A 23,226-nucleotide genomic window follows, 5' to 3' on the forward strand; every position below is an offset into this window, starting at 1 on the left:
ATTTTTTTGAGCGCTGATCTGCTTTCTCGCTAAGCGATCCAACCGATTCGGGAGCTACCTGAAGGTAGTTTTATTGTTCTCTGCCCGGTTGCGGGTCACTCCTGAGAGCACCCTGAAAAGCACACCTTCTCCAAAAAAATCTGTTAGCTGCGTCTCTGCCGTGTTGTTTTTGTTATGTCAGAGTCGGTACGTCTTATTTTTATTGGTTTGCTGCTTTTTATTCTTGTTATGCCATAGAGATAGCAGAAGCCGTGCCAACTTTTAAAAAACCTTATAAATCAAAGGTTTGAAAATTTCGCCAGATTTTCGCTCCAGCGAAACCAGACAATTTGTTTCCGTGTTACTCGCTTAAACCCACATTCCGGACACAGCGGTAACACCTTCCCCCCTTACTGCGCGCTACGAGCCTTGGCCACGCGCGAACCGCTCGGGCGACCGAGCACCGCGCTGATCTGCTGACCCGCGGCAATCAAGGCGTCCAGGTCGATACCGGTCTCGATACCCAGGCCGTTGAGCAGGTACACCACGTCTTCGGTGGCAACGTTACCGCTCGCGCCTTTGGCGTACGGGCAGCCGCCGAGGCCCGCGATAGAGCTGTCGAACACCGAAATCCCTTCAAGCAGGCTGGCGTAGATGTTGGCCATGGCCTGGCCGTAAGTGTCGTGGAAATGCCCGGCGAGTTTTTCCCGTGGCACTTGCGCCGACACCACTTCAAACAAGCGGCGCGTCGCGCCCGCAGTGCCAGTGCCAATGGTGTCGCCCAGCGAAACTTCGTAGCAGCCCATCGCATACAACTCGCGCGCGACCATCGCCACTTGCTCCGGCGCGACCGTGCCTTCGTACGGGCAACCGAGCACACACGACACGTAACCGCGCACGGTAACGCCGTGCTGCTGCGCGGCTTCCATGATCGGCGCAAAGCGCGCCAGGCTTTCGCTGATCGAGCAGTTGATGTTGCGTTGCGAGAACGCTTCGGAGGCGGCGGCGAACACCGCGACTTCCTTGACCCCGGCAGCGATGGCGTCTTCAAATCCGCGCAAGTTCGGCGCCAGTGCGCCGTAGGTTACGCCGGGCTTGCGCTGAATCTGCGCGAACACTTCGGCGGAACCGGCCATTTGTGGCACCCATTTCGGAGAGACGAAACTGCCGACTTCTATATAGCCGAGGCCAGCGGCGCTCAAAGCATCGACCAGTTGCACCTTGTCAGCGACGCTGATCGGTTGGGCTTCGTTCTGCAAGCCATCGCGCGGGCCGACTTCGATCAGGCGTACTTGGGAGGGGAGGGACATGGGCTGACCTGCTCTTTTGAATTTGTGGAGAACCCCTGTAGGAGTGAGCCTGCTCGCGATAGCGGTGTATCAGTCAAGCAATTTTCATCTGGCACTCCGCGATCGCGAGCAGGCTCACTCCTACAGGGGGATTTATGTTGTTAGTCAGATCGCCTGCTGGCTCTTCAGCGTCTGCTCCAACGCCTGGACGCAGCGCTCTTCAGCGGTATCGAGTTCCAGTTTCATCTGTTCGATATCCAGCAACTGCTGTTCCAACTGCTCGCGACGCTCAGTGATTTTCGCCAGCATGCTGTTGAGCTGTTTGGTGTTACCGCTGGACGGGTCGTAGAGTTCGATCAATTCGCGGCATTCGGCCAGCGAAAAACCGATGCGCTTGCCGCGCAGGATCAGCTTCAGGCTGACCTTGTCGCGCGGCGAATAGATGCGTTCCTGGCCACGGCGCTCAGGGCTGAGCAGGCCTTGTTCTTCATAAAAGCGGATCGCCCGGGTGGTGATGTCCAGCTCGCGGGCGAGGTCGGAGATGCTGTAAGTCTGGCTGCTCATGGAAGCGCTCGGAAAAAGGTCTTGGCGCTAAGCTAATGGCAGGTTGACGTTTACGTCAAGCAAGAAAAAGATCGCAGCCTTCGGCAGCTCCTACAGGGGTGATAGATTCCAAATGTAGAAGCTGCCGAAGGCTGCGATCTTTTGATCTTTCCTTACACCACCTGCTTATCCAGCTTCTTCTCCTGCGCCGTCACCTGCTGGCACAACTCGATCATCTGCTCGCGCATCCAGCGATTCGCCGGATCCTGGTCAGTGCTTTCATGCCAATACAGATGCGTCTCCACCGGCGGCACATCATTCACCGGCAGATTAAACGCCTGCAGTTCATGGCGACGGGCAAAGCGCTCCGGCACGGTCATGACCATGTCGGTCTGCTGCATCACCTGCGATGCCATCAAATAGTGCTGCGAACGCAGGGCGATCTTGCGTTGAATGCCCATTTTGCCCAGCGCCAGATCGACATAACCCAGGCCACTGCGACGGCTGGAAATATGGATATGGGTCAGCGACAGGTAATCATCCAGCGAGAGCTTTTCCTTGCCCGCCATCGGATGCCCTTTGCGCATCGCGCAGACGTAGCGGTCTTCCATCAGCTTGACGTGGCGCACCTGCGGGTCGGTGTTGAGTGGCGCATCCACGGCGAAATCCAGACGCCCGGCGGCCAGCTCTTTGGTGGTTTCGCGGCGTTTGGACAGAAAACTTTCGATGATCACCGTCGGCGCCAGGCGGCGCAGGCGCTGAAACAGCGGCGGCAAAATCACCGCCTCGGTGAGGTCGGTCATGCTGATGCGGTAAGTCTTGACCGCTTGTGCCGGGTTGAAAATGCGGCTTTCCTGTACCGACACACGCAGCAACGACAGCGCGTTACGCACCGGGCCGATGATGTTCTGTGCCATCGGTGTCGGCACCATGCCCTGAGCCGTGCGCACGAACAGCGGATCGTTGAAGGTCTCGCGCAACCGCGCCAATGCGTTGGACACCGCCGGCTGAGTGATGCCGACAATCTGCCCGGCGCGGGTCAGGTTGGCTTCGGTGTAAATCGCGTCGAAGACGATGAAAAGGTTGAGGTCGACCTTGCTCAGATTCATAACGCGGCTTCTCTTGTTTTTAAGGGCTGACGATCACTGGATCATATATCGGTGATGAATGTTTATACACGCCGAGAATAGGCTAGGTAAATTATCAGCGCTGTTCTAGCATCGATTGCATGACTTGAACAACCTCTGCCCAAGAAGGTAATTGATCATGGATTTCGCTTATTCGCCCAAGGTGCAAGAACTGCGTGAGCGCGTGACCGCGTTCATGGACACTTACGTTTATCCGGCTGAGGCGGTGTTCGAACGCCAGGTTGCCGAAGGCGATCGCTGGCAGCCGACCGCGATCATGGAAGAGCTCAAAGCCAAGGCCAAGGCCGAAGGTTTGTGGAATCTGTTTCTGCCGGAGTCGGAACTCGGTGCCGGTCTGAGCAACCTCGAATACGCGCCACTGGCAGAAATCATGGGCCGCTCGCTGTTAGGCCCGGAGCCGTTCAACTGCTCGGCGCCGGACACCGGCAACATGGAAGTGCTGGTGCGTTACGCCAACGAAGAACAGAAACAGCGCTGGCTCGAACCATTGCTGCGCGGCGAAATCCGCTCGGCATTCGCCATGACCGAACCGGACGTGGCCTCCTCAGATGCAACCAACATGGCCGCCCGTGCCGTGCGTGACGGCGATGAGTGGGTGATCAACGGCAAAAAATGGTGGACCTCCGGCGCCTGTGATCCACGCTGCAAAATCCTGATTTTCATGGGCCTGAGCAATCCAGATGCGCCGCGCCACGCCCAGCACTCGATGATCCTCGTGCCAGTCGATACTCCCGGGGTAAAAATCGTTCGTCCGCTGCCGGTGTTTGGTTACGACGACGCTCCGCACGGCCACGCCGAAGTGCTGTTCGACAACGTGCGCGTGCCGTACGAAAACGTCCTGCTCGGCGAAGGGCGCGGCTTCGAAATCGCTCAAGGTCGTCTTGGCCCAGGCCGGATTCACCACTGCATGCGCTCGATCGGCATGGCCGAACGTGCACTGGAATTGATGTGCAAACGTGCGGTGAGCCGCACTGCATTCGGTAAACCACTGGCACGTCTGGGCGGTAACGTCGACAAGATCGCCGACTCGCGGATGGAAATCGACATGGCACGTCTGCTGACGTTGAAAGCGGCGTACATGATGGACACCGTCGGTAACAAAGTGGCGAAGAGCGAAATCGCGCAGATCAAGGTTGTTGCGCCGAACGTCGCGCTGCGCGTGATCGACCGGGCGATCCAGATGCATGGAGGGGCAGGGGTCTCGAACGATTTCCCGCTGGCCTACATGTACGCCATGCAACGTACTTTGCGCCTGGCCGACGGCCCGGACGAAGTGCACCGCGCGGCGATTGGCAAGTTCGAGATCGGCAAATATGTGCCGAAGGAGATGCTGCGAAGCGAGCGCTGATTCAGCACCGCGTTAGCGTTCATCGCTGGCAAGCCAGCTCCCACAGGGATCTCCAGTGAACACAAATTTTGTGAACACCAGAGAAATCTGTGGGAGCTGGCTTGCCAGCGATGGCATCAGCAGGTGCAACACATCAACATCAGACTCAATACACCCAAACCTCAACCCGCCGATTCTTGATCCTGCCCTCATCCGCATTGTTCGCCGCCACCGGCATCAACGCGCCAAAGCCACGAACCTCACGCAACACCACGCCGTTTTTCACTAACTCCCGCCGCACCGCCATCGCCCGCAGCTTCGACAGCAGATCCGCCCGCGCCGGGTCGTCCTTGGCATCACCAAACCCGACCAATGTCACCGCGCGCTCGGTCTTGTCATGGCGCTTTATATAGTCGAACACCCGTGCCAGATCCTGCCGCGCCTTGTTATCCAGACTCGCGCTGCCTTCTTCAAACCGGAAATTCACCGTCAGACGCTGGGCGTGACGGCTGAGGGATTGATAACCCTCGGGCATCAGCGCATTCGGCGCGACGCTCATCGCATGCACGGTCTGACTGATGAAACCGTTGGCGGCGACAATTGCCTGGCCCTGACGACTTTGCGCAAATGTCACCAATGCCTTTGCCCACGGATTCTTGCTGTCGGGCGGCAGATAGAAGAACAAGCGCCGCGACAGTGGATAGTCTTCGGTGGCGATCAGGCTGTTCAGCGGCAACATCGATTGCGACGCGCCATCGGCAATGGCCACGGCTTTGGCCTGGCGCACGTAGGGTAAACCGATGAAGCCGATGCCTTGTGGATCCGCGCTGACTGCGTCGGACAATTGCTCGCTGGACTCAAACCTTTTCGCGTTGCTGCTCAGACTTTTCCCACGCCGGCTCAGGACCAATTCCTTAAACGTGTCGTAGGTACCGGACTGATCATCGCGCGCGTATAAATGAATGGCGCCGCCACGTCCGCCGAGGTCTTCCCAGGTTTTCACCTCACCACTGAAGATCCGCGCCAGTTGCTCTGTGTCGAGTTGATGCAGTGGATTGTCGGGGTGAAGGATGATCGCCAGGCCATCGATGGCGATGACTTGCTCGGCGGCCGGGCTTTTCAGATCGCCGAGCGTTTGCAGGCTGAGCAGCTCGCTGTCCTTGATCTCGCGAGAGGACGCCGCCAGGTCGGCGCTGGCATTTTTCAACGCGGTGAAACCGGTGCTGGAACCGTGGGCGGCGACTTCAACGACCACGCGTTTGCCTTCGTGGGTCTGGCCGACGATGCGCAATTCATTAGCGTTGTCCGGGGTTTCGCGGTGGATCTTCAGCAAACCCTGTTCCTGCAGCAGGCCTTCGACCAGTGCCGGGCCGAGTTCGGCGCCGATGGTGTTGGAACCTTGAATGCGCAGCGCCGGGCCGTTTTCAGGAAGGGGCAGGGCGGCGGCCGAAACCGTCAGCCACGCACTCAAGAGAAAAACGCACAGAACACGCAGGGTCATGCCGGCACCGAATCAAGCCAAGGGGATTGCCGGGGAGATTAAGTCAGGCGCATGACCGAAAGATGACACCGATTCAATGTAGGAGTGAGCCTGTTCGCGATAGCGTTGTACCGGTCAACATTTATGTCGTCTGATTCACCGCTATCGCGAGCAGGCTCACTCCTACAGGTATTGCGTAAGGCTGGGGATCAGCTGAGCTCAAGCCAGATCGGCGCATGATCGGACGGTTTTTCCATCCCGCGCAATTCATAGTCAACCCCGGCGGCCTTCACCCGCGGCAACAAACCATGCGACGCCAGAATCACGTCAATGCGCAGGCCACGCTTCGGCTCATCCTCAAACCCACGGCTGCGGTAATCGAACCAACTGAACATGTCGGTCACGTCCGGGTTCAGGTGGCGATAGCTATCCGTCAGGCCCCAATTCTTCAAGCGCGCCATCCACTCGCGTTCTTCCGGCAGGAAGCTGCATTTGCCGGTTTTCAGCCAGCGCTTCATGTTGTCCGGGCCGATGCCGATGTCGCAGTCTTCCGGGGAAATGTTCACATCGCCCATCACCACCAGCGGCTGCTCGTTGTGGAACTGGCTTTCCAGTAGCGTTTGCAGATCGCTGTAGAAACGCTGCTTGGCCGGGAATTTGGTCGGGTGGTCGCGGCTTTCGCCCTGTGGAAAATAGCCGTTCATGATGGTCACCGGCACGCCATTGGCGTCGGCGAAGGTGCCCCAGATAAAGCGGCGCTGGGCGTCTTCTTCGTCGGTGGCGAAACCTTTGTGGATGGCGATCGGTTCCTGACGCGAGAGCATCGCCACGCCGTAATGGCCTTTCTGGCCATGGAAGTACACGTGGTAGCCGAGGGCGCGGACTTCTTCGAGCGGGAACTGGTCGTCGTGGACTTTGGTTTCCTGCAGGCCGATGACGTCCGGCTGATGTTTTTCGATCAGCGCTGCCAGCTGATGCGGACGGGCGCGCAGTCCGTTGATGTTGAAGGAAACGATCTTCATGGTCGGCAGTCCTGGCAAAAGGGCGATGCTAGCTGACATGGGGGAGATGGGCCAGTGTGGGAGAAATCATTTTGGCCTGTGGGACATGTGTTGCCTCGGAGGGCCCCATCGCTGGCAAGCCAGCTCCCACAATGTCCGCGTCGTTCATAACATTCATGTACACCAGAGAAACCTGTGGTAGCTGGCTTGCCAGCGATGGGGCCAACCCGGTCGATGAAGATCCCGAGTTGGTCTATACCTGTGGGGAACTGTGTCACTGCCAAAAGGTTCGTACCAACAAGAGCGCCGCCATTTGAACGCGCCCGGGGAGAATCACCGTCATGCCTGAAACCCAGACCGCCATCGCCGACATTCATATGCTCGACCGCGGCTACTCGCGCGAAGCCCGCTCGCTGCTTTATCAGGCCTATCGCCACGAACCGACCTTCGGCTACCTGTTCGAAGCTGAGCGCCCCGGCTACGAACAGCGCGTGCGGGCAACGGTGCGCGAACTGGTCAAACAACACTTTCTGCAGGATCTGCCGGCCATCGGCCTGCTGGTCAACGACCGCCTGATCGGCATCGCCCTGATCGCGCCACCGCAACGCCGTTTGGGCATCACCGAAAGCTGGGCGTGGCGCCTGCGCATGGTGCTCAGCACCGGTTTCCGCTGCACCCGCCGCTACCTTGAATACCACGATGCCGTTGCCGCCTGCGTGCCCAGCGATTCCGTGCACATGCTGCCGCTGCTGGGGATTCACCCGCAGTTCCAGGGCAAACATTTCGGCGAGCAATTGCTGACGGCGGTACACAACTGGTGCGCGGTCGACGAAACCTCGCAAGGTGTGGTGCTCGACACCGGCAACCCGCGTTATCTGGAATTCTATAAAAGGCAGGGTTACGAGGAGATCGGCGAGGTTGCCGTCGGACCGGTGCGCGAACACGTATTTTTCCACGCCAACCCGCAGGTGTTACAAACTGCAACAGCATAACAATCGAACTTCTTGGGAAATTTCCTGTTCTATCACGCTCCCAAGCCCGTGATAGCATCCGCGCCTATGAAGTTTCCAGGAAGATTTACCAGTGGCGTGCTCATGCTGTTAACCAGCTGCGCGGCGCTGGCGCAAAGTGAATTGGATGTGCGGATCAAACCGTCCAACGATGAACTCAAGGCCAATATAGAAGGCTATATCGGCAGTCTCGGCGACCGTGACGAAGAAGCCCTGCAGCGCTTCAGTCGCGGTGCCGAAGAGCAGGCGCGCAAGGCGGCCCAGGCGTTGGGCTACTACCAGCCGCAGATTGAAAGTGACGTCAAGGGCGGCGACAAGCCGCGCTTGGTGTTGAACATCGATCCCGGCGAGCCTATTCACCTGCGCAACGTCACCATTCGTGTCGACGGCCCGGCTGCCTCCCTCAAATCCTTTCGTGTACCGAAAAGCGATGCGCTCAAGTCCGGCGCGGTGCTCAACCATGGGCGTTACGAAGACGCCAAAAGACTTATTCAGAATCAGGCCTCGCGCTTCGGTTTCTTCAGTGGCCATTTCACCAGTCAAAAACTCATGGTCGACCCGCGCGCCGGGGTGGCCGACATCGAACTGATCTACGACAGCGGCCCGCGTTATGCGCTGGGCAAAGTCAAATTCGAAGGTGACACGCCGTTCGACGAAGACCTGCTGCAACGCATGGTGCCGTTCAAGGAAGGCGAACCGTACGACTCCGAGCTGATCGCTGAGCTGAACCGCGATCTGCAATCGAGCGGCTATTTCGAAGGCGTGCGCGTCGATGCCGCACCGACCACGGCGAAAAATGACGTGATCCCGGTGGAGGTCAAACTCGACACGCGCAAGCCACGGACCATGGGCCTGGGCCTCGGTTACTCGACCGACGTCGGCCCGCGCATCAAAGCCAACTGGACGCGCCACTGGGTCAACCCGCAAGGCGACAGTTATGGTTGGGAAGCCGAACTCTCGGCGCCACGGCAAAACGTCGGCTTGTTCTACGACATCCCGCTCGACCCGCCACTGACCGACAAACTGCGCTGGGCCGGTGGCTATCAATTCGAAGACATCGACGGCTCCGATACGCTGAGCAAGCTGCTGACCTTTGGCCCGGAATGGCACAGCAAATTACCGAGCGGCTGGCAGCGGGTGATCTCGCTGAAATGGCAGCGCGAAGAATATGAACTCGGCGACGATTCGGGCCTGAGTACCTTGCTGATGCCCGGCATCAGCTACTCGTACCTGAAAAGCGACAACCGTATCGACCCGCACAACGGCTATCGCCTGAGCTTCGAGAGCAAAGTGGCGAAGGAAGGCCTCGGCTCGGACAACAACCTTTTATATGGCACCGCGCTGGTCAAAGGCCTGACCACGGTATTCGACAAACACCGCTTCCTTGGTCGCGTGCAGGTCGGCGGCAGTGCCACCAACGGCTACAACTCGATTCCGCCGTCGCTGCGTTTCTTCGCCGGTGGCGATCAGAGCGTGCGCGGTTACGATTACCAGAGTCTGTCGCCGAAAAACTCCGACGGTGACCGGATCGGCGGGCGTTACATGGTCGCCGGCAGCGTCGAGTATCAATACTCGATCGCCGAGAAATGGCGCGTCGCGACTTTCGTCGACCAGGGCAACTCTTTCAACAAACTCGAACTGCCGAATCTCAAGACCGGGGTCGGTATTGGTGTGCGCTGGGTCTCGCCGGTGGGGCCGATCCGCCTCGACCTGGCCCACGCACTCGACGACGATGGCGGCATCCGGCTGCACTTTTCCATGGGGCCTGAGCTGTGAAGCGTGGTTTGAAAATTACGGCGCTGGCGTTGTTGGCGCTGGTGTTGTTGATTGTGTTGAGTGTCACCGCCGTACTCGGCACGGCGGCCGGCAGCCGCTGGGTGCTGGGCCTCGTACCGGGTCTGACAGTGGAGAATTTCCAGGGACGCCTCGGCGGACAATGGAGTGCCGATCATCTGCTGTGGCAGCAGGACAGCAGCCGCGTCGAACTGAACAAGGCAATCTTCGCCTGGTCACCGCAGTGCCTGACCCGTATGACCCTGTGCATCGAACAGCTTCAGGCTGACCAGGTCATTCTGCAATTCCCGCCGAGCGAAGAGACGACCGAGAGCGGCCCGATCAAACTGCCGGATCTGCAATTGCCGGTGGCCATCGAGCTGGGCGACGTGCAGGTTGGCAGCCTGTTGTTCAACGGCAGCGAACAGCTCAAGGGCCTGCAACTGGCGGCGCACTGGACTGCCCAGGGCATGCAGATCGACAGCGTGAAATTGCAGCGCGACGACCTCAGCCTGAACCTGTCCGGCACACTTGAACCGAGCGGCAACTGGCCGTTGAACATCGCCGGTGACCTGACCCTGCCATCCCCGGGCACTGGGCCGTGGTCACTGGCGTTGAAGATCGACGGCGACCTGTTGAAAACCCTCAACCTGCACGCCGACAGCCGTGGTTACCTCGACGGCCAGTTGAGCGGCGAACTGCAACCGCTGGTTGAAAACCTGCCGGCGAAAGTGCGCATCACCTCCGAGGCGTTCAAACCGAGCGCTGATTTACCGGACACTCTGCAACTCAATCAACTGGTGTTGACCGGCGAAGGCGACCTGAAAAACGGTTACCAGCTCAACGGCAACGCCACGCTGCCCGCCGACAAAGGTCCGGTGGCGTTGTTGCTCAAAGGTAAAGTCGACGCCAGCGGCGCGCAGATCGCCGGCCTTGATCTGACGGCCAACGACAAGCAAAGCCTGAAACTCACTGGCAGTGTCGATTGGAGCAAAGGCCTCAGCGCGCAAGCCAATATCAACTGGCAGGATTTCCCGTGGCATCGTCTCTATAACGAAATCGACGAGCCCCAAGTCGCCTTGCGTACCTTCACTGGCGAAGTCTCCTACACCGACGGTCAATACCTCGGTAACTTCGACGCCGCACTGGATGGCCCGGCGGGCGCGTTTACCCTGAGCAGTCCGTTCAGCGGCAGTCTTAAACAGATCGCTTTACCGCAACTGAAAATGCAAGCCGGGCAGGGCAAGGCTGAAGGCCATGTGAATGTGCAGTTCGCCGACGGCATCGCCTGGGACACCGCACTGGAGTTGTCAGCACTCAACCCGGCGTACTGGGTCGCCGAGTTGCCGGGCACTTTGGCCGGGCCACTGAAAAGCCAAGGCGAAATGAAGAATGAACGGCTGAGCCTCACCGCCGATCTCGACTTGAAAGGCAAGCTGCGCGGTCAACCGGCGATCCTCCAGGCCAAGGCCGACGGCGCTGGCGAGCAGTGGAATCTCAACGCCCTGCAAATCCGCCTCGGCGATAACAGCATCAGCGGCAAGGGCAGTCTGCAACAGAAGCTCACCGGGCAGATCGACATCAAGCTGTCGCGCCTGGCTCAGCTCTGGCCGCAACTGCGCGGGCAGGTCAACGGCCAGGTCAATGTGGCCGGCACGCTGAAGGCGCCGCAGGGCAAACTTGGCCTGCAAGGTTCGCAACTGGCGTTCCAGGACAATCGCCTGCAAAGCCTCAATCTCGACGCCACCCTCGACAGCGCGCAACGGGCGAAAATCGATCTGAAAGGCAGCGGGATTCAGGCAGGTGACACCAACCTGGGCGTGTTGACCGCCAGCGCCCAAGGCGACATCAAGAACCAGAAACTCAACCTCGACCTGATCGGGCCGAAACTGAAACTGGCCCTTGGTCTGGATGGCAATCTGGACAAGGGCAACTGGCGCGGGCGTTTAGCCAGCGGCGACATTCAGGCCGGTGGCCAGGACTGGAAACTGCAAAGCCCTGCCAAGCTAGAACGTCTGGCCGACGGCAAGATCAACTTCGGCGCTCATTGCTGGATGTCCGGCGACGCCAGCCTGTGCGGTGAAGATCAGCGCCTGATGCCGGAGCCGAAACTGCGCTACCACCTCAAGCAGTTCCCGATCGAAAGCCTCGCGCAATGGCTGCCGAAAGACTTTGCCTGGAAGGGCAAGCTCAACGCCGATCTGCAACTGGATCTGCCGGCCAGCGGCCCGAATGGCGTGGTCAGCATTGACGCCAGCGGCGGCACCTTGCGCATGAGGGAAAAGGACCAGTGGCTGGATTTCCCGTATCAGACCCTGAAACTCACCAGCAAACTCACGCCCAAGCGCGTCGACACCGAACTCAATTTCGTCGGCGGCAAACTCGGCGAGTTGCTGGTGCAGGCGCAGCTCAATCCACTGCCGAAAAACAAACCGCTGAGCGGCTCGTTCCGCCTCAGCGGGCTGGATCTGTCGGTGGCGCGGCCGTTTGTGCCGATGGTCGAGAAACTCACCGGGCGCCTGAATGGCAGCGGCACGATTTCCGGTGGATTGCTGGCGCCGCTGGTTAACGGCACCGTGCAGCTCAGTGACGGCGAAGTGTCCGGCGCCGAGTTGCCGATGGAGCTGCAGAACCTGCAACTCACCGCGCTGATTGCCGGCGAATCGGTACGCCTCGACGGCGGCTGGAAAAGCGGCAAGAGCGGGCAGGGCAGTCTGAACGGCAATGTGGCCTGGGGGCAGGCGCTGGTGGTCGATCTGGCGCTCAAGGGCACGCAATTGCCGGTCACCGTCGAGCCGTACGCCAAGCTGGAAGTGGCGCCGGACCTGAAGATTTCCATGGCTGGCGACGAACTGAAGATCGCCGGCAAAGTGCAGGTGCCCAAAGGTGAAATCACCGTGCGCGAATTGCCGCCATCAACGGTGAAAGTCTCCGATGACACGATCATCGTCGGTGCGCAGACCGAAGAGGGCAAACCACCGATGGCGATGAAAATGGATATCGACGTGGTGGTCGGTGAAGACAAACTGGCCTTCGCCGGTTTTGGTCTGACCGCCAACGTGCAAGGTCATGTGCACATCGGCGACAACATGGATACCCGTGGCGAGCTGTGGCTCAACGACGGCCGCTACAGTGCCTACGGCCAGCGCCTGCAAGTGCGGCGTGCACGTCTGTTGTTCGCCGGCCCCCTCGATCAGCCGTATCTGGACATCGAAGCGATCCGCCAGACCGACGACGTGATCGCCGGTATTCGCCTGAGCGGCAGCGCCGAGCAGCCGACCACACAGATCTTCTCCGAGCCGGCGATGAGCCAGGAGCAGGCGCTTTCCTATCTGGTCCTCGGCCGACCGCTGAGCACCAACGGCGAAGACAACAACATGCTCGCGCAAGCGGCGTTGGGTCTGGGCTTGATGGGCAGTTCCGGGGTCACCAGCAGCCTCGCCAAGGATCTGGGGATTCAGGACTTCCAGCTCGACACGGCGGGCAGCGGCGATGCCACCAGTGTTGTGGCCAGCGGCAATATTACCGAGAAGCTCAGTTTGCGTTATGGCGTGGGCGTGTTTGAACCGGCCAGCACCATTGCGCTGCGCTACAAGCTGAGCAAGAAGGTTTACGTCGAAGCGGCGAGTGGCGTTGCGAGTTCGCTGGATATCTTCTACAAACGCGATTTCTAACGCGCGTTTCCCATGGCCGGGTCGCGTCGCTGCGATCCGGCTTTTGCAGAATGAATTAGACTCAGCGCTACTTGAATGCTGCGCGATTGGCGGCTGCCCGAAAACAACAGAGACGCCTATGATCCGCTTGAGTATGGTCTTGCTCGGTCACGAATTCGTCCGCAAGCGTTGGTCCGCGCTGGCGCTGACGGGCATTGTCTGGGGCGCGGCCGGTGTGGGCATCTTCATTGATGCGCTGGACGGCGTGCTGTATTTCCCGCTGCATCTCTTCGGCTATCTGTTGTTGCTCGAAGCGCTGATCCTGCTGCTGGTGCCGGCACCACAAGCCGGGACCGCTGCGGCCCTGCGCAGAGCGCGCGGACTGGCTTTTCTCATGCTGGGGCTGCTGATCGTCGACCGGCAACATGCCGCCGGGCTGATTCTGGCGGTGCTGTTTGGTGGGGCTTTTCTGCTCGATGGCGGCTTTCGGTTGGCGGCGGCGCTGGTGGTGCGCTTTGTCGGTTGGCAGGTGTCGTTGCTGGCGGGGTTGTTCGAAATCGGCTTTGGCGTGTTTATCCTCGAGCCGTATCCGACGCTGTATAAGGGCACGGTGCCGTTTTGCATTGGCATGAGCCTTTTCCTGACCGGTTGCGCCTTGTTGCGGCAAGCCGTGCGCTTCAAAAACCAGCCGCCGCTGACAAGCCCTTTGTCGGTCAGTGCGCCGGCCAGCAGCGATGCGTTGGTGATTCACGTCTGGACCCCCAGTGGCACCGTCGACGACACCTTAGTGCGCAACCGCCTGCTCAACCGCTACATCGCGGCGGTCGATATCAACGGCGTGATCTCCGCCGGTCATGCGGCGCTGGAATGTGGCCCGGACATTTACATCAGCCATTACCCGCAGGACGACATCGATCGTTCGGCGGGGGATTTTGTGCGACTGCTGCGGGCGACGCCGAACAACGATGTTGCCGGCAGGTTTTTGCCGGATTATGCGGGGGAGGTGGCTGACTGGTGTCCGTCTTCGGTGCAGGTCAGTTTTGCCCATTACGACGCCCGACGCCTGCATGCGTTCTGGACTGCGTATCGGCAGAACAGCACGTACAACCTCACCAGTCGCAATTGTTCCAGCGCCGTCGCTCATAGCCTCGAAGCGGCCCTTGAGGGAGCGATGAACCGGGGCCATTCGAGCATGCTGGATTTCGCCCGGGTCATTTTCAGCCCCGAGTTCTGGGTTGCCGCGCAAGTGCGCAAACGGGCAGAGGCGATGGCGTGGACGCCCGGACTGGTGCTCGATTATGCGCGGGCGTTGCATGCCGCCATCGAGCCGGCACCGCCGGGTTGGCACAGCATTTATGCGGTGAGCAAGCGTGCGTTTGGGTATGTGGGCGCTGCGTTGCGGGGGCGCGAGGTACATCCTGTGCAGCCGCCACCTGTGCATCCAACTGACGAATCCTGACCGACTTCACACCGAGTCGCTCCAATCGCGAGCAGGCTCACTCCTACATTCGAAATGCGTTCCCTTGTAGGAGTGAGCCTGCTCGCGATGGCGTCCGCCTGTGCAACACAAAAACCAACTCCACTGGTCAACTAATTGCAAAGCAGCCTAACTATTGCGTTGACATTCGCTGCCTAGGCAGTAACATCTCGACATACATTCACTGCCTAGGCAGTTATTAGGTGAGCAAATGAAGCATTTCACCCCGGACGAATTCAAACATTGCCATCTCGGCCTGTTGCTTGGCCGTGCCGCGCTGCTCAAGGACCGGATCATCGACACCCACATGGAACCCCACGGCATCACCGCCGCGCAGTTCAAGGTGTTGATCATCATGGCCCAGTTCGGCGTCGATACCCCGGCCGAACTGTGCCGGCATCTGTCGCTCGACAGCGGTTCGATGACACGCATGCTCGATCGTCTGGAGCAGAAAGGCTTTCTGGCTCGCCAGCGCAGCGAAGGCGATCGCCGTCAGGTGCAGCTCAAGCTGACCGAACAAGGCCAGCAACTGGCCGATCGCCTGCCGCACATCGGCGCCGACGCGATGAATGAACTGGCCGGCGCCGTCACTCCGGACGAGTTGAAGACCCTGGAATACATCCTCAAGAAAATTCTGCTGGCAGCCGGTGACCCGATCACCATCCAGCGCTTAGGTGAACACAATGAGCGGTAAAACCTTGCGCAGCAGCCTGACGCTGGTGCTGTCGGCGATGATCCTCGCCGGTTGCGCCAACTACAGCGGCCTCGATACTTCCGGTGCGAGCCTCGATGCGAAAACCCTGAAAACTGGCCAATCGCTTAGTGGCGTAACGCTGTCGCCGGCCGCGTGGCCGAAAAGCGACTGGTGGACCAGCCTCGGCGATCCGCAACTCGACGGTCTGATCCGCGAAGCGCTGCACGATAGCCCGGACATGCAAATCGCCGAAGCCCGCGCCCATCAGGCCAGCGCCGCCGCGTATGCCGCCGATGCCGAACGTTATCCGACCCTCGACGCCAGCGCCGGCATCAGCCGTTCGCGTCTGGCCAAGGATCAGGACCCGCGAGGGCAGGGCGATGCCTACGCCACCGTGCGTAACGTCAGCGCCGGGTTCAATTACAACTTCGACCTCTGGGGCGGCCAGCGTGATGCCTGGGAAGCTGCACTCGGTCAGGCCCGCGCCGCTGAAGTTGATCGTCAGGCTGCGCAGTTGACGCTTGCTGCCGATGTCGCTCGTGCCTACAGCGATCTCGGTCAGGCGCACATCGTTTATGACCTGGCGAACGAAGACCTCAAGCGCACCAAGCAGATGCTCGACCTCAGCCAGCGTCGCCTGAGTTCCGGGATCGACAGTCAGTACCAGTTCCAGCAAACCCAGAGCCTGGAAGCTAGTTCCGAAGCCAGCCTGATCGACGCAGAAAAACGCTTGAACAGCGCCAAGATTGCCTTGGCCGTGCTGCTCGGCAAAGGCCCGGATCGCGGCAACGAAATCGCCCGACCGAAAGTCCTGCAAGCCAGCGCCGTCGCCGTGCCGTCGGTGTTGCCGGCGGAACTGCTCGGTCGGCGCCCGGATCTGGTCGCTGCGCGCTGGCGTGTAGAAGCGGCGAGCAAGGATATCGACTCGGCGAAAACCCAGTTCTATCCGAACCTGAACCTGACGGCCTCGGCCGGCGCCGAATCCCTTTTGGGTGACGCGATGTTCGGCTCGGCCAGTCGCTTCTTCAACATTGCCCCGACCATTTCGGTGCCGATCTTCGACGGCGGACGCCTGCGCGCCAACCTCGATGCGCGCGACGCCGATTACGACCTGGCGGTGGCGCAGTACAACAAAAGTCTGGTGAAGGCACTGGGCGATGTCAGCGACACGATCAACCAGTTGCGTGACATCGGCCGGCAGATCGGTGCGCAGCAACACGCCACCGACATTGCCCAGGATTCTTACAACACCGTCGTCCAGCGTTACGGTTCCGGCATCGGCAACTACCTGGACGTGCTCAGCATCGAGCAGCAATTGCTGCAGGCCCAGCGTCAACTGGCCAACCTCAATGCCGAGCAGATCGACCTGTCGATTCAACTGATGCAAGCGCTGGGCGGCGGCTTCCAGGGTGACACCCTGACCGCAGCCAACGCCACCCCAGCCACGCCGCACAACTAATTCAAGGTACTTGTCATGGCCACTGCCGAAAACACCCAAGCTCAAGGCAACACCCCGGACACCGGCAACCCGCGCAAACGCAAAGTCATGCTGCTGGTGCTCGCCGTTGTCGTCGCGCTCGCCTGCGCCGGCGTCTGGGCGTATCACGAATTCATCGGGCGCTTTAACGAAAGCACCGACGACGCCTACGTCAACGGTAACGTCGTCGAAATCACCCCGCTGGTGACTGGCACCGTGGTCAGCATTGGCGCTGACGATGGTGATCTGGTGCACGAAGGTCAGGTGCTGATCAACTTCGATCCGAACGACGCTGAAGTCGGCCTGCAAAGTGCCCAGGCGAAACTGGCGCGCACCGTGCGTCAGGTGCGCGGTCTGTATAGCAACGTTGATGGCATGAAAGCCCAGGTCAACGCGCAACAGGCCGAAGTGCAGAAAGCCCAGGACAACTACAACCGCCGGAAAAACCTCGCGCAGGGCGGGGCGATTTCCCAGGAAGAACTGTCCCACGCTCGCGACGACCTGACCTCGGCGCAAAACGCCCTGGCCAACGCCAAACAGCAACTGAAAACCACCAGCGCACTGGTTGATGACACCGTGGTGTCGTCGCACCCGGACGTGATGTCGGCCGCTGCCGATCTGCGTCAGGCCTACCTGACCAATGCCCGCAGCACGTTGATTGCGCCGGTCACCGGTTACGTCGCCAAGCGCACCGTGCAACTCGGTCAGCGCGTGCAGCCGGGCACGGCGTTGATGGCGGTGATTCCGCTGGATCAACTGTGGATCGACGCCAACTTCAAGGAAACCCAACTGCGTGACATGCGCATCGGTCAGCCGGTCGATATCGAGTCCGACATCTACGGCAGCGACGTGAAGTACAGCGGCACCGTCGACAGCCTCGGCGCCGGCACCGGTAGCGCGTTTGCTCTGCTGCCAGCGCAGAACGCCACCGGTAACTGGATCAAGATCGTGCAGCGTGTGCCGGTGCGGATTCACATCAACGCCGAAGAACTGGCCAAGCATCCGCTGCGCGTCGGTCTGTCGACCAACGTTGAAGTGAACTTGCACGACCAGAGCGGCCCGGTGCTCGCACAGCAGCCGCCGCAAAAAGCCTCGTTCAGCACCAACGTCTACGACCGCCAACTGGCCGAAGCCGACGCGATGATTGCGCAGCTGATCCACGACAACAGCGCAGCGGTGAGCAAAACCGCACAACGCTGACCTGCACTGACTTTGTAGGAGTGAGCCTGCTCGCGATAGCGGTGTGTCAGACCCAATTCCTCGACTGATACACCGTTATCGCGAGCAGGCTCACTCCTACAGGGCTGCGGCGACCATCAGGTTTCATAGGATTCACAATGAGCAATAACGCCTCTTTCACGCCGCCCAGCCTGTTGCTCAGCACCATCGGCCTGTCGCTGGCGACGTTCATGCAAGTGCTCGACACCACCATCGCCAACGTGGCACTGCCGACGATTTCCGGCAACCTCGGGGTGAGTTCGGAGCAGGGCACCTGGGTGATTACCTCGTTCGCCGTGAGCAACGCGATTGCGCTGCCACTGACCGGTTGGCTTAGCCGTCGGTTCGGCGAGGTGAAGCTGTTTCTCTGGGCCACGATTCTGTTCGTGCTGGCCTCGTTTCTCTGCGGTATCTCGACGTCGATGCCGGAACTGATCGGCTTCCGTGTGCTGCAAGGTCTGGTCGCCGGCCCGCTGTACCCGATGACGCAGACCCTGTTGATCGCAGTTTATCCGCCCGCCAGGCGCGGCATGGCCCTGGCGTTACTGGCGATGGTCACGGTGGTCGCGCCGATTGCCGGGCCGATTCTCGGTGGCTGGATTACCGACAGTTACAGCTGGCCGTGGATCTTCTTCATCAACGTGCCGATCGGCATCTTTGCGGTGATGGTGGTGCGTTCGCAACTGGCCAAGCGTCCGGTGGAAACCAGCCGTCAGCCGATGGATTACGTCGGTCTGATCACGCTGATCATTGGTGTCGGCGCGTTGCAGGTGATCCTCGACAAGGGCAATGATCTGGACTGGTTCGAGTCGAACTTCATCATCATCGGCGCGGCGATTTCGGTGATCGCGCTGGCGGTGTTCGTTATCTGGGAAATGACCGACCAGCATCCGGTGGTGAATCTGCGGTTGTTCGCTTACCGCAACTTCCGCATCGGCACGTTGGTGTTGGTGCTGGGTTATGCCGGGTTCTTCGGCATCAACCTGATCCTGCCGCAGTGGTTGCAGACGCAAATGGGCTACACCGCAACCTGGGCGGGTCTGGCCGTGGCGCCGATCGGTATTTTGCCGGTGCTGCTGTCGCCGTTTGTCGGCAAGTACGCGAACAAATTCGACCTGCGATTGCTGGCCGGATTGGCGTTTCTGGCGATTGGTTTGAGTTGCTTTATGCGGGCGGGATTCACCAATGAGGTGGACTTCCAGCACATCGCGTTGGTGCAGTTGTTCATGGGTATTGGTGTGGCGCTGTTCTTCATGCCGACCCTGAGTATTCTGATGTCGGACTTGCCGCCGAGCCAGATTGCCGATGGCGCGGGTCTTGCGACTTTTCTGCGGACATTGGGCGGTAGCTTTGCGGCGTCGCTGACCACATGGATCTGGATTCGCCGCGCGGATCAGCATCATGCGTATATGAGTGAAAGCATCAGCACTTTCGAACCGGCGACCCGCGAGACCTTGAATCAGTTGGGCGGGGCGAGCCAGTCGGCTTATGCGCAGATGGATCAGATCCTCACCAGCCAGGCGTACATGCTCTCCACCGTGGATTACTTCACGCTGCTGGGCTGGGGGTTTATGGGGTTGATTCTGATTGTGTGGCTGGCTAAGCCACCGTTTGCCGCGAAGGCGGGGCCGGCGGCTTCAGGGCACTAAAGTCAAAAGCCCCTCACCCTAACCCTCTCCCGGAGGGAGAGGGGACTGACCGAGTCGATTGTTTGAGGTACACCGACTTGCAATACCGAGTCGAACTCAGGTTTTGAAAAGCACAGAGATCGGCTCCCATATCCCCTCGCTCACTAGGGTAGAGGGGACTGACCGAGTTGATTGTTTGAGGTACACCGACTTGCAATACCGAGTCGAACTCAGGTTTTGAAAAGCATAGAGATCGGCTCCCTTTCCCCCTCGCCCCCTTGGGGGAGAGGGCTGGGGTGAGGGGGTAAAGCTTTTAGCCGTGCGGCAAAGCCAGCGGCGGGGCGAAGTCGAACGGCGCCAACGCGTAGCCGCTCTCATCCACCTGCAACGCCCAACCCTGCCGATCCCAATCCCCCAGCACAATCCGCTTCGCCGCTTGTTCACCAAGCTGCAACTTGTGAATCGCCGGGCGGTGAGTGTGCCCGTGGATCAGGGTTTTCACGCCAAATTCCTGCATGATCCGCGGAATCTCTTCCGGCGTGACATCGACAATGTCATTAGCCTTCATCCGCGTCTGTGCCTTGCTTTCGCTGCGCAGCTTGCGCGCCAGTTTGTGGCGGCTGCTCAAGGGCAGGTTACGCAGGATGAACAGCGTGATCGGATTACGCAGATAACGCCGCAGCTTCATATAGTCGACGTCGCGGGTGCAGAGGCTGTCGCCGTGCATCAACAGCACCGGCTCGCCGTAAAACTGCACGACACTCGGATCCTTCAGCAAGGTGCAGCCGGCCTGTTTACAGAAGGCCTTGCCAAGCATGAAGTCGCGATTGCCGTGCATCAGGAAAATCGCCGTGCCACTGTCGCTGAGTTCGCGCAGGGCCTGGCAGATGGAACGCTGGAAGGGCGTCATGGCGTCGTCGCCAATCCACGCTTCGAAGAAGTCGCCGAGAATGTACAGCGCACTCGCCGAGCGCGCGCGTCCGGCGAGCAAATCCAGAAACGCCCGGGTAATGTCCGGGCGCTCCTCTTCCAGATGCAAGTCTGAAATCAGCAATATCACGCTTCGATGATCTCGGCTTTCTCGATGATCACGTCGTCTTTTGGCACGTCCTGGTGACCGGCCTTGGAGGTAGTGGCAACGCCTTCGATCTTGTCGACGACATCAGTGCCGGCAACCACTTTACCGAATACGGCGTAGCCCCAGCCCTGAGCGGTCTTGGCGGTGTGGTTGAGGAAGCTGTTGTTGGTGGCGTTGATGAAGAACTGCGCCGAGGCCGAATGCGGGTCCATGGTGCGAGCCATGGCCAGGGTGTACTTCTCGTTCTTCAGGCCGTTGTCGGCTTCGTTCTGGATGCTTGGGCGCTTGTCTTTCTTTTCTTGCATGCCAGGCTCGAAACCGCCGCCCTGGATCATGAAGCCCTTGATCACGCGGTGGAATACCACGTTCTCGTAGTGACCGTTTTTAACGTATTCGAGGAAGTTGGCAGCGGTGATCGGCGCTTTTTCCGCGTCCAGTTCGATGACGATGTCGCCGTAGTTGGTGGTCAGTTTGACTTGAGTCATGATCGCTACTCTTTATAAGGAATTCGTGGGTAATGGGACATTTCGACCCGTTACCGGTTCAGCCCATCGGCCAAGGTGCGCAGTTTAGCGTGACAGGCGCGAATTTCGAGGCAGTTTTTCCAAATCCCTGCGATTAAATGCGCTCCTTTATAGGCCGTGCTCTGTCAGCCCCTTGACAGCATCGGCTATGATAGCGGCTTTGTTTTGTCTGGCCCCCTCTGCGGCCGCGCACATGTAAGTCAAGGATCCTATGAGCAAGCCCACTGTCGACCCTACCTCGAATGCCAAGTCCGGCCCTGCCGTGCCGGTCAATTTCCTGCGGCCGATCATCCAGGCAGACCTGGACTCGGGCAAGCACACCCAGATCGTCACCCGTTTCCCGCCGGAGCCCAACGGCTACCTGCACATCGGCCACGCCAAGTCGATCTGCGTGAACTTCGGCCTGGCCCAGGAGTTCGGCGGCGTCACGCACCTGCGTTTCGACGACACCAACCCGGCCAAGGAAGATCAGGAATACATCGACGCGATCGAAGCCGACGTCAAATGGCTGGGCTTTGAGTGGTCCGGCGAAGTGCGCTACGCCTCGCAGTATTTCGACCAGTTGCACGATTGGGCCGTCGAGTTGATCAAGGCCGGCAAGGCCTACGTCGACGACCTGACCCCGGAGCAGGCCAAGGAGTACCGTGGCAGCCTGACCGAGCCGGGCAAGAACAGCCCGTTCCGCGACCGTTCGGTAGAAGAAAACCTCGACTGGTTTGCGCGCATGCGCGCCGGTGAGTTCCCGGACGGCGCCCGCGTGCTGCGTGCCAAAATCGATATGGCCTCGCCGAACATGAACCTGCGTGACCCGATCATGTATCGCATCCGTCACGCGCATCACCACCAGACCGGTGACAAGTGGTGCATCTACCCGAACTACGACTTCACCCACGGTCAGTCGGACGCCATCGAAGGCATCACCCACTCGATCTGCACCCTGGAATTCGAAAGCCATCGTCCGCTGTACGAGTGGTTCCTCGACGCCTTGCCAGTGCCGGCGCACCCGCGTCAGTACGAGTTCAGCCGTCTGAACCTCAACTACACCATCACCAGCAAGCGCAAGCTCAAGCAACTGGTCGATGAAAAGCACGTCAACGGCTGGGACGATCCGCGCATGTCCACGCTGTCGGGTTTCCGCCGCCGTGGCTACACGCCGAAGTCGATCCGCAACTTCTGCGAAATGGTCGGCACCAACCGTTCCGATGGCGTGGTTGACTTCGGCATGCTCGAATTCAGCATCCGTGACGACCTCGATCACACCGCGCCACGCGCCATGTGCGTGCTGCGTCCGCTGAAAGTCGTCATCACCAACTACCCGGAAGGCCAGGTCGAAAACCTCGAACTGCCGCGCCACCCGAAAGAAGACATGGGCGTACGCGCGCTGCCATTCGCTCGGGAAATCTACATCGACCGTGACGACTTCATGGAAGAGCCACCGAAGGGCTACAAGCGCCTGGAACCGGCCGGTGAAGTGCGTCTGCGCGGCAGCTACGTGATCCGTGCCGACGAAGCGATCAAGGACGCCGATGGCAACATCGTCGAACTGCGTTGCTCGTACGATCCGGAAACCCTCGGCAAGAACCCTGAAGGCCGCAAGGTCAAAGGCGTGATCCACTGGGTGCCGGCCGCGGCCAGCGTCGAGTGCGAAGTGCGTCTGTACGATCGCCTGTTCCGTTCGGCCAACCCTGAGAAGGCCGAAGACAGCGCGAGTTTCCTCGACAACATCAACCCTGATTCGCTGCAGGTACTCACCGGTTGTCGTGCTGAGCCATCGCTTGGCAATGCACAGCCGGAAGACCGTTTCCAGTTCGAGCGCGAAGGCTACTTCGTCGCGGATTTGAAGGACTCGAAACCAGGTCAGCCGGTATTCAACCGTACCGTGACCCTGCGTGATTCGTGGGGCCAGTGATTCAGCGTCAAAGGAAAT

At 59.9% G+C, this 23,226-nt stretch carries 17 protein-coding genes; 10 read left to right on the forward strand and 7 right to left on the reverse strand.

Annotated features, from left to right (window positions below):
* Positions 1 to 389 precede the first annotated feature (389 nt).
* The 3 genes from ACM6IN_RS08800 to ACM6IN_RS08810 all read right to left on the reverse strand — a co-directional run bounded on the left by ACM6IN_RS08800 (position 390) and on the right by ACM6IN_RS08810 (position 2,920).
* Positions 390 to 1,289: a hydroxymethylglutaryl-CoA lyase gene (locus ACM6IN_RS08800; protein ID WP_123376218.1), complete on the reverse strand. Its 900-nt coding sequence runs from the start codon at positions 1,287 to 1,289 to the stop codon at positions 390 to 392.
* 144 nt (positions 1,290 to 1,433) lie between these two features.
* A complete protein-coding gene (locus ACM6IN_RS08805; protein ID WP_007917234.1) occupies positions 1,434 to 1,832 on the reverse strand; it encodes a MerR family transcriptional regulator in 399 nt (132 codons plus the stop codon).
* A 152-nt stretch (positions 1,833 to 1,984) separates the two neighbouring features.
* Positions 1,985 to 2,920, reverse strand: a complete 936-nt coding sequence (locus ACM6IN_RS08810) for a LysR family transcriptional regulator (RefSeq protein ID WP_007917233.1) — start codon at positions 2,918 to 2,920, stop codon at positions 1,985 to 1,987.
* A gap of 157 nt (positions 2,921 to 3,077) precedes the next feature.
* On the opposite strand from ACM6IN_RS08810, the gene ACM6IN_RS08815 reads away from it, so the two are divergent.
* On the forward strand, positions 3,078 to 4,307 hold the full coding sequence (locus ACM6IN_RS08815) for an acyl-CoA dehydrogenase (RefSeq protein ID WP_007917231.1): 1,230 nt from the start codon (positions 3,078 to 3,080) through the stop codon (positions 4,305 to 4,307).
* 145 nt (positions 4,308 to 4,452) lie between these two features.
* On the opposite strand, the gene ACM6IN_RS08820 is transcribed toward ACM6IN_RS08815, so the two are convergent.
* Both ACM6IN_RS08820 and xthA read right to left on the reverse strand, forming a co-directional pair.
* Positions 4,453 to 5,787, reverse strand: a complete 1,335-nt coding sequence (locus ACM6IN_RS08820; protein ID WP_123376217.1) for a substrate-binding domain-containing protein — start codon at positions 5,785 to 5,787, stop codon at positions 4,453 to 4,455.
* A gap of 188 nt (positions 5,788 to 5,975) precedes the next feature.
* Positions 5,976 to 6,788 carry an exodeoxyribonuclease III gene (gene xthA, locus ACM6IN_RS08825; protein ID WP_007917227.1) on the reverse strand — a complete coding sequence of 271 codons (813 nt, stop codon included), beginning with the start codon at positions 6,786 to 6,788 and terminating at the stop codon, positions 5,976 to 5,978.
* A 320-nt stretch (positions 6,789 to 7,108) separates the two neighbouring features.
* Here xthA and ACM6IN_RS08830 point away from each other — a divergent pair, with 320 nt between their 5' ends.
* The 8 genes from ACM6IN_RS08830 to ACM6IN_RS08865 all read left to right on the forward strand — a co-directional run bounded on the left by ACM6IN_RS08830 (position 7,109) and on the right by ACM6IN_RS08865 (position 19,718).
* A complete protein-coding gene (locus ACM6IN_RS08830) occupies positions 7,109 to 7,759 on the forward strand; it encodes a GNAT family N-acetyltransferase (protein ID WP_007912451.1) in 651 nt (216 codons plus the stop codon).
* Between the two features lie 66 nt (positions 7,760 to 7,825).
* Positions 7,826 to 9,553 carry an autotransporter assembly complex protein TamA gene (locus tag ACM6IN_RS08835; RefSeq protein WP_414915810.1) on the forward strand — a complete coding sequence of 576 codons (1,728 nt, stop codon included), beginning with the start codon at positions 7,826 to 7,828 and terminating at the stop codon, positions 9,551 to 9,553.
* Positions 9,550 to 13,224: a translocation/assembly module TamB domain-containing protein gene (locus tag ACM6IN_RS08840; protein ID WP_414915811.1), complete on the forward strand. Its 3,675-nt coding sequence runs from the start codon at positions 9,550 to 9,552 to the stop codon at positions 13,222 to 13,224. Before ACM6IN_RS08835 ends, ACM6IN_RS08840 begins: the two co-directional genes overlap by 4 nt.
* Positions 13,225 to 13,342: 118 nt before the next feature.
* A complete protein-coding gene (locus ACM6IN_RS08845; RefSeq protein WP_414915812.1) occupies positions 13,343 to 14,662 on the forward strand; it encodes an HdeD family acid-resistance protein in 1,320 nt (439 codons plus the stop codon).
* A gap of 229 nt (positions 14,663 to 14,891) precedes the next feature.
* On the forward strand, positions 14,892 to 15,374 hold the full coding sequence (locus tag ACM6IN_RS08850; RefSeq protein ID WP_077573642.1) for a MarR family winged helix-turn-helix transcriptional regulator: 483 nt from the start codon (positions 14,892 to 14,894) through the stop codon (positions 15,372 to 15,374).
* Complete coding sequence (locus ACM6IN_RS08855) at positions 15,364 to 16,833, forward strand: efflux transporter outer membrane subunit (protein ID WP_414915813.1); 1,470 nt, start codon at positions 15,364 to 15,366, stop codon at positions 16,831 to 16,833. The genes ACM6IN_RS08850 and ACM6IN_RS08855 overlap by 11 nt, the downstream gene beginning before the upstream one ends.
* 15 nt (positions 16,834 to 16,848) lie before the next feature.
* Positions 16,849 to 18,051 carry an efflux RND transporter periplasmic adaptor subunit gene (locus ACM6IN_RS08860; protein WP_008082123.1) on the forward strand — a complete coding sequence of 401 codons (1,203 nt, stop codon included), beginning with the start codon at positions 16,849 to 16,851 and terminating at the stop codon, positions 18,049 to 18,051.
* A gap of 137 nt (positions 18,052 to 18,188) precedes the next feature.
* Entirely contained in the window at positions 18,189 to 19,718 is a 1,530-nt protein-coding gene (locus ACM6IN_RS08865) for a DHA2 family efflux MFS transporter permease subunit (RefSeq protein WP_007912465.1), read from the forward strand.
* 292 nt (positions 19,719 to 20,010) lie between these two features.
* Here ACM6IN_RS08865 and lpxH read toward each other — a convergent pair whose 3' ends face one another.
* Together lpxH and ACM6IN_RS08875 are read right to left on the reverse strand one after the other, a co-directional pair.
* On the reverse strand, positions 20,011 to 20,757 hold the full coding sequence (gene lpxH, locus ACM6IN_RS08870; protein ID WP_414915814.1) for a UDP-2,3-diacylglucosamine diphosphatase: 747 nt from the start codon (positions 20,755 to 20,757) through the stop codon (positions 20,011 to 20,013).
* Positions 20,754 to 21,260, reverse strand: coding sequence for a peptidylprolyl isomerase (locus ACM6IN_RS08875; protein ID WP_007912469.1), 507 nt, complete (start codon positions 21,258 to 21,260; stop codon positions 20,754 to 20,756). The genes lpxH and ACM6IN_RS08875 overlap by 4 nt, the downstream gene beginning before the upstream one ends.
* A 250-nt stretch (positions 21,261 to 21,510) precedes the next feature.
* On the opposite strand from ACM6IN_RS08875, the gene ACM6IN_RS08880 reads away from it, so the two are divergent.
* Positions 21,511 to 23,208 carry a glutamine--tRNA ligase/YqeY domain fusion protein gene (locus ACM6IN_RS08880; RefSeq protein ID WP_123376214.1) on the forward strand — a complete coding sequence of 566 codons (1,698 nt, stop codon included), beginning with the start codon at positions 21,511 to 21,513 and terminating at the stop codon, positions 23,206 to 23,208.
* The last annotated feature ends 18 nt before the right edge of the window (positions 23,209 to 23,226 follow it).

The organism is Pseudomonas sp. IT-P395 (assembly GCF_949767675.1).
In the GTDB taxonomy this organism is placed as follows: Bacteria; Pseudomonadota; Gammaproteobacteria; order Pseudomonadales; family Pseudomonadaceae; genus Aquipseudomonas.

What these genes read in the sequence shown, in the direction of transcription:
- ACM6IN_RS08800 (WP_123376218.1), bottom strand. Translation starts at nt 1,289, where the DNA reads ATGTCCCTCCCCTCCCAAGTACGCCTGATCGAAGTCGGCCCGCGCGAT.
- ACM6IN_RS08805 (WP_007917234.1), bottom strand. Translation starts at nt 1,832, where the DNA reads ATGAGCAGCCAGACTTACAGCATCTCCGACCTCGCCCGCGAGCTGGAC.
- ACM6IN_RS08810 (WP_007917233.1), bottom strand. Translation starts at nt 2,920, where the DNA reads ATGAATCTGAGCAAGGTCGACCTCAACCTTTTCATCGTCTTCGACGCG.
- ACM6IN_RS08815 (WP_007917231.1), top strand. Translation starts at nt 3,078, where the DNA reads ATGGATTTCGCTTATTCGCCCAAGGTGCAAGAACTGCGTGAGCGCGTG.
- ACM6IN_RS08820 (WP_123376217.1), bottom strand. Translation starts at nt 5,787, where the DNA reads ATGACCCTGCGTGTTCTGTGCGTTTTTCTCTTGAGTGCGTGGCTGACG.
- xthA (WP_007917227.1), bottom strand. Translation starts at nt 6,788, where the DNA reads ATGAAGATCGTTTCCTTCAACATCAACGGACTGCGCGCCCGTCCGCAT.
- ACM6IN_RS08830 (WP_007912451.1), top strand. Translation starts at nt 7,109, where the DNA reads ATGCCTGAAACCCAGACCGCCATCGCCGACATTCATATGCTCGACCGC.
- ACM6IN_RS08835 (WP_414915810.1), top strand. Translation starts at nt 7,826, where the DNA reads ATGAAGTTTCCAGGAAGATTTACCAGTGGCGTGCTCATGCTGTTAACC.
- ACM6IN_RS08845 (WP_414915812.1), top strand. Translation starts at nt 13,343, where the DNA reads ATGATCCGCTTGAGTATGGTCTTGCTCGGTCACGAATTCGTCCGCAAG.
- ACM6IN_RS08850 (WP_077573642.1), top strand. Translation starts at nt 14,892, where the DNA reads ATGAAGCATTTCACCCCGGACGAATTCAAACATTGCCATCTCGGCCTG.
- ACM6IN_RS08855 (WP_414915813.1), top strand. Translation starts at nt 15,364, where the DNA reads ATGAGCGGTAAAACCTTGCGCAGCAGCCTGACGCTGGTGCTGTCGGCG.
- ACM6IN_RS08860 (WP_008082123.1), top strand. Translation starts at nt 16,849, where the DNA reads ATGGCCACTGCCGAAAACACCCAAGCTCAAGGCAACACCCCGGACACC.
- ACM6IN_RS08865 (WP_007912465.1), top strand. Translation starts at nt 18,189, where the DNA reads ATGAGCAATAACGCCTCTTTCACGCCGCCCAGCCTGTTGCTCAGCACC.
- ACM6IN_RS08875 (WP_007912469.1), bottom strand. Translation starts at nt 21,260, where the DNA reads ATGACTCAAGTCAAACTGACCACCAACTACGGCGACATCGTCATCGAA.
- ACM6IN_RS08880 (WP_123376214.1), top strand. Translation starts at nt 21,511, where the DNA reads ATGAGCAAGCCCACTGTCGACCCTACCTCGAATGCCAAGTCCGGCCCT.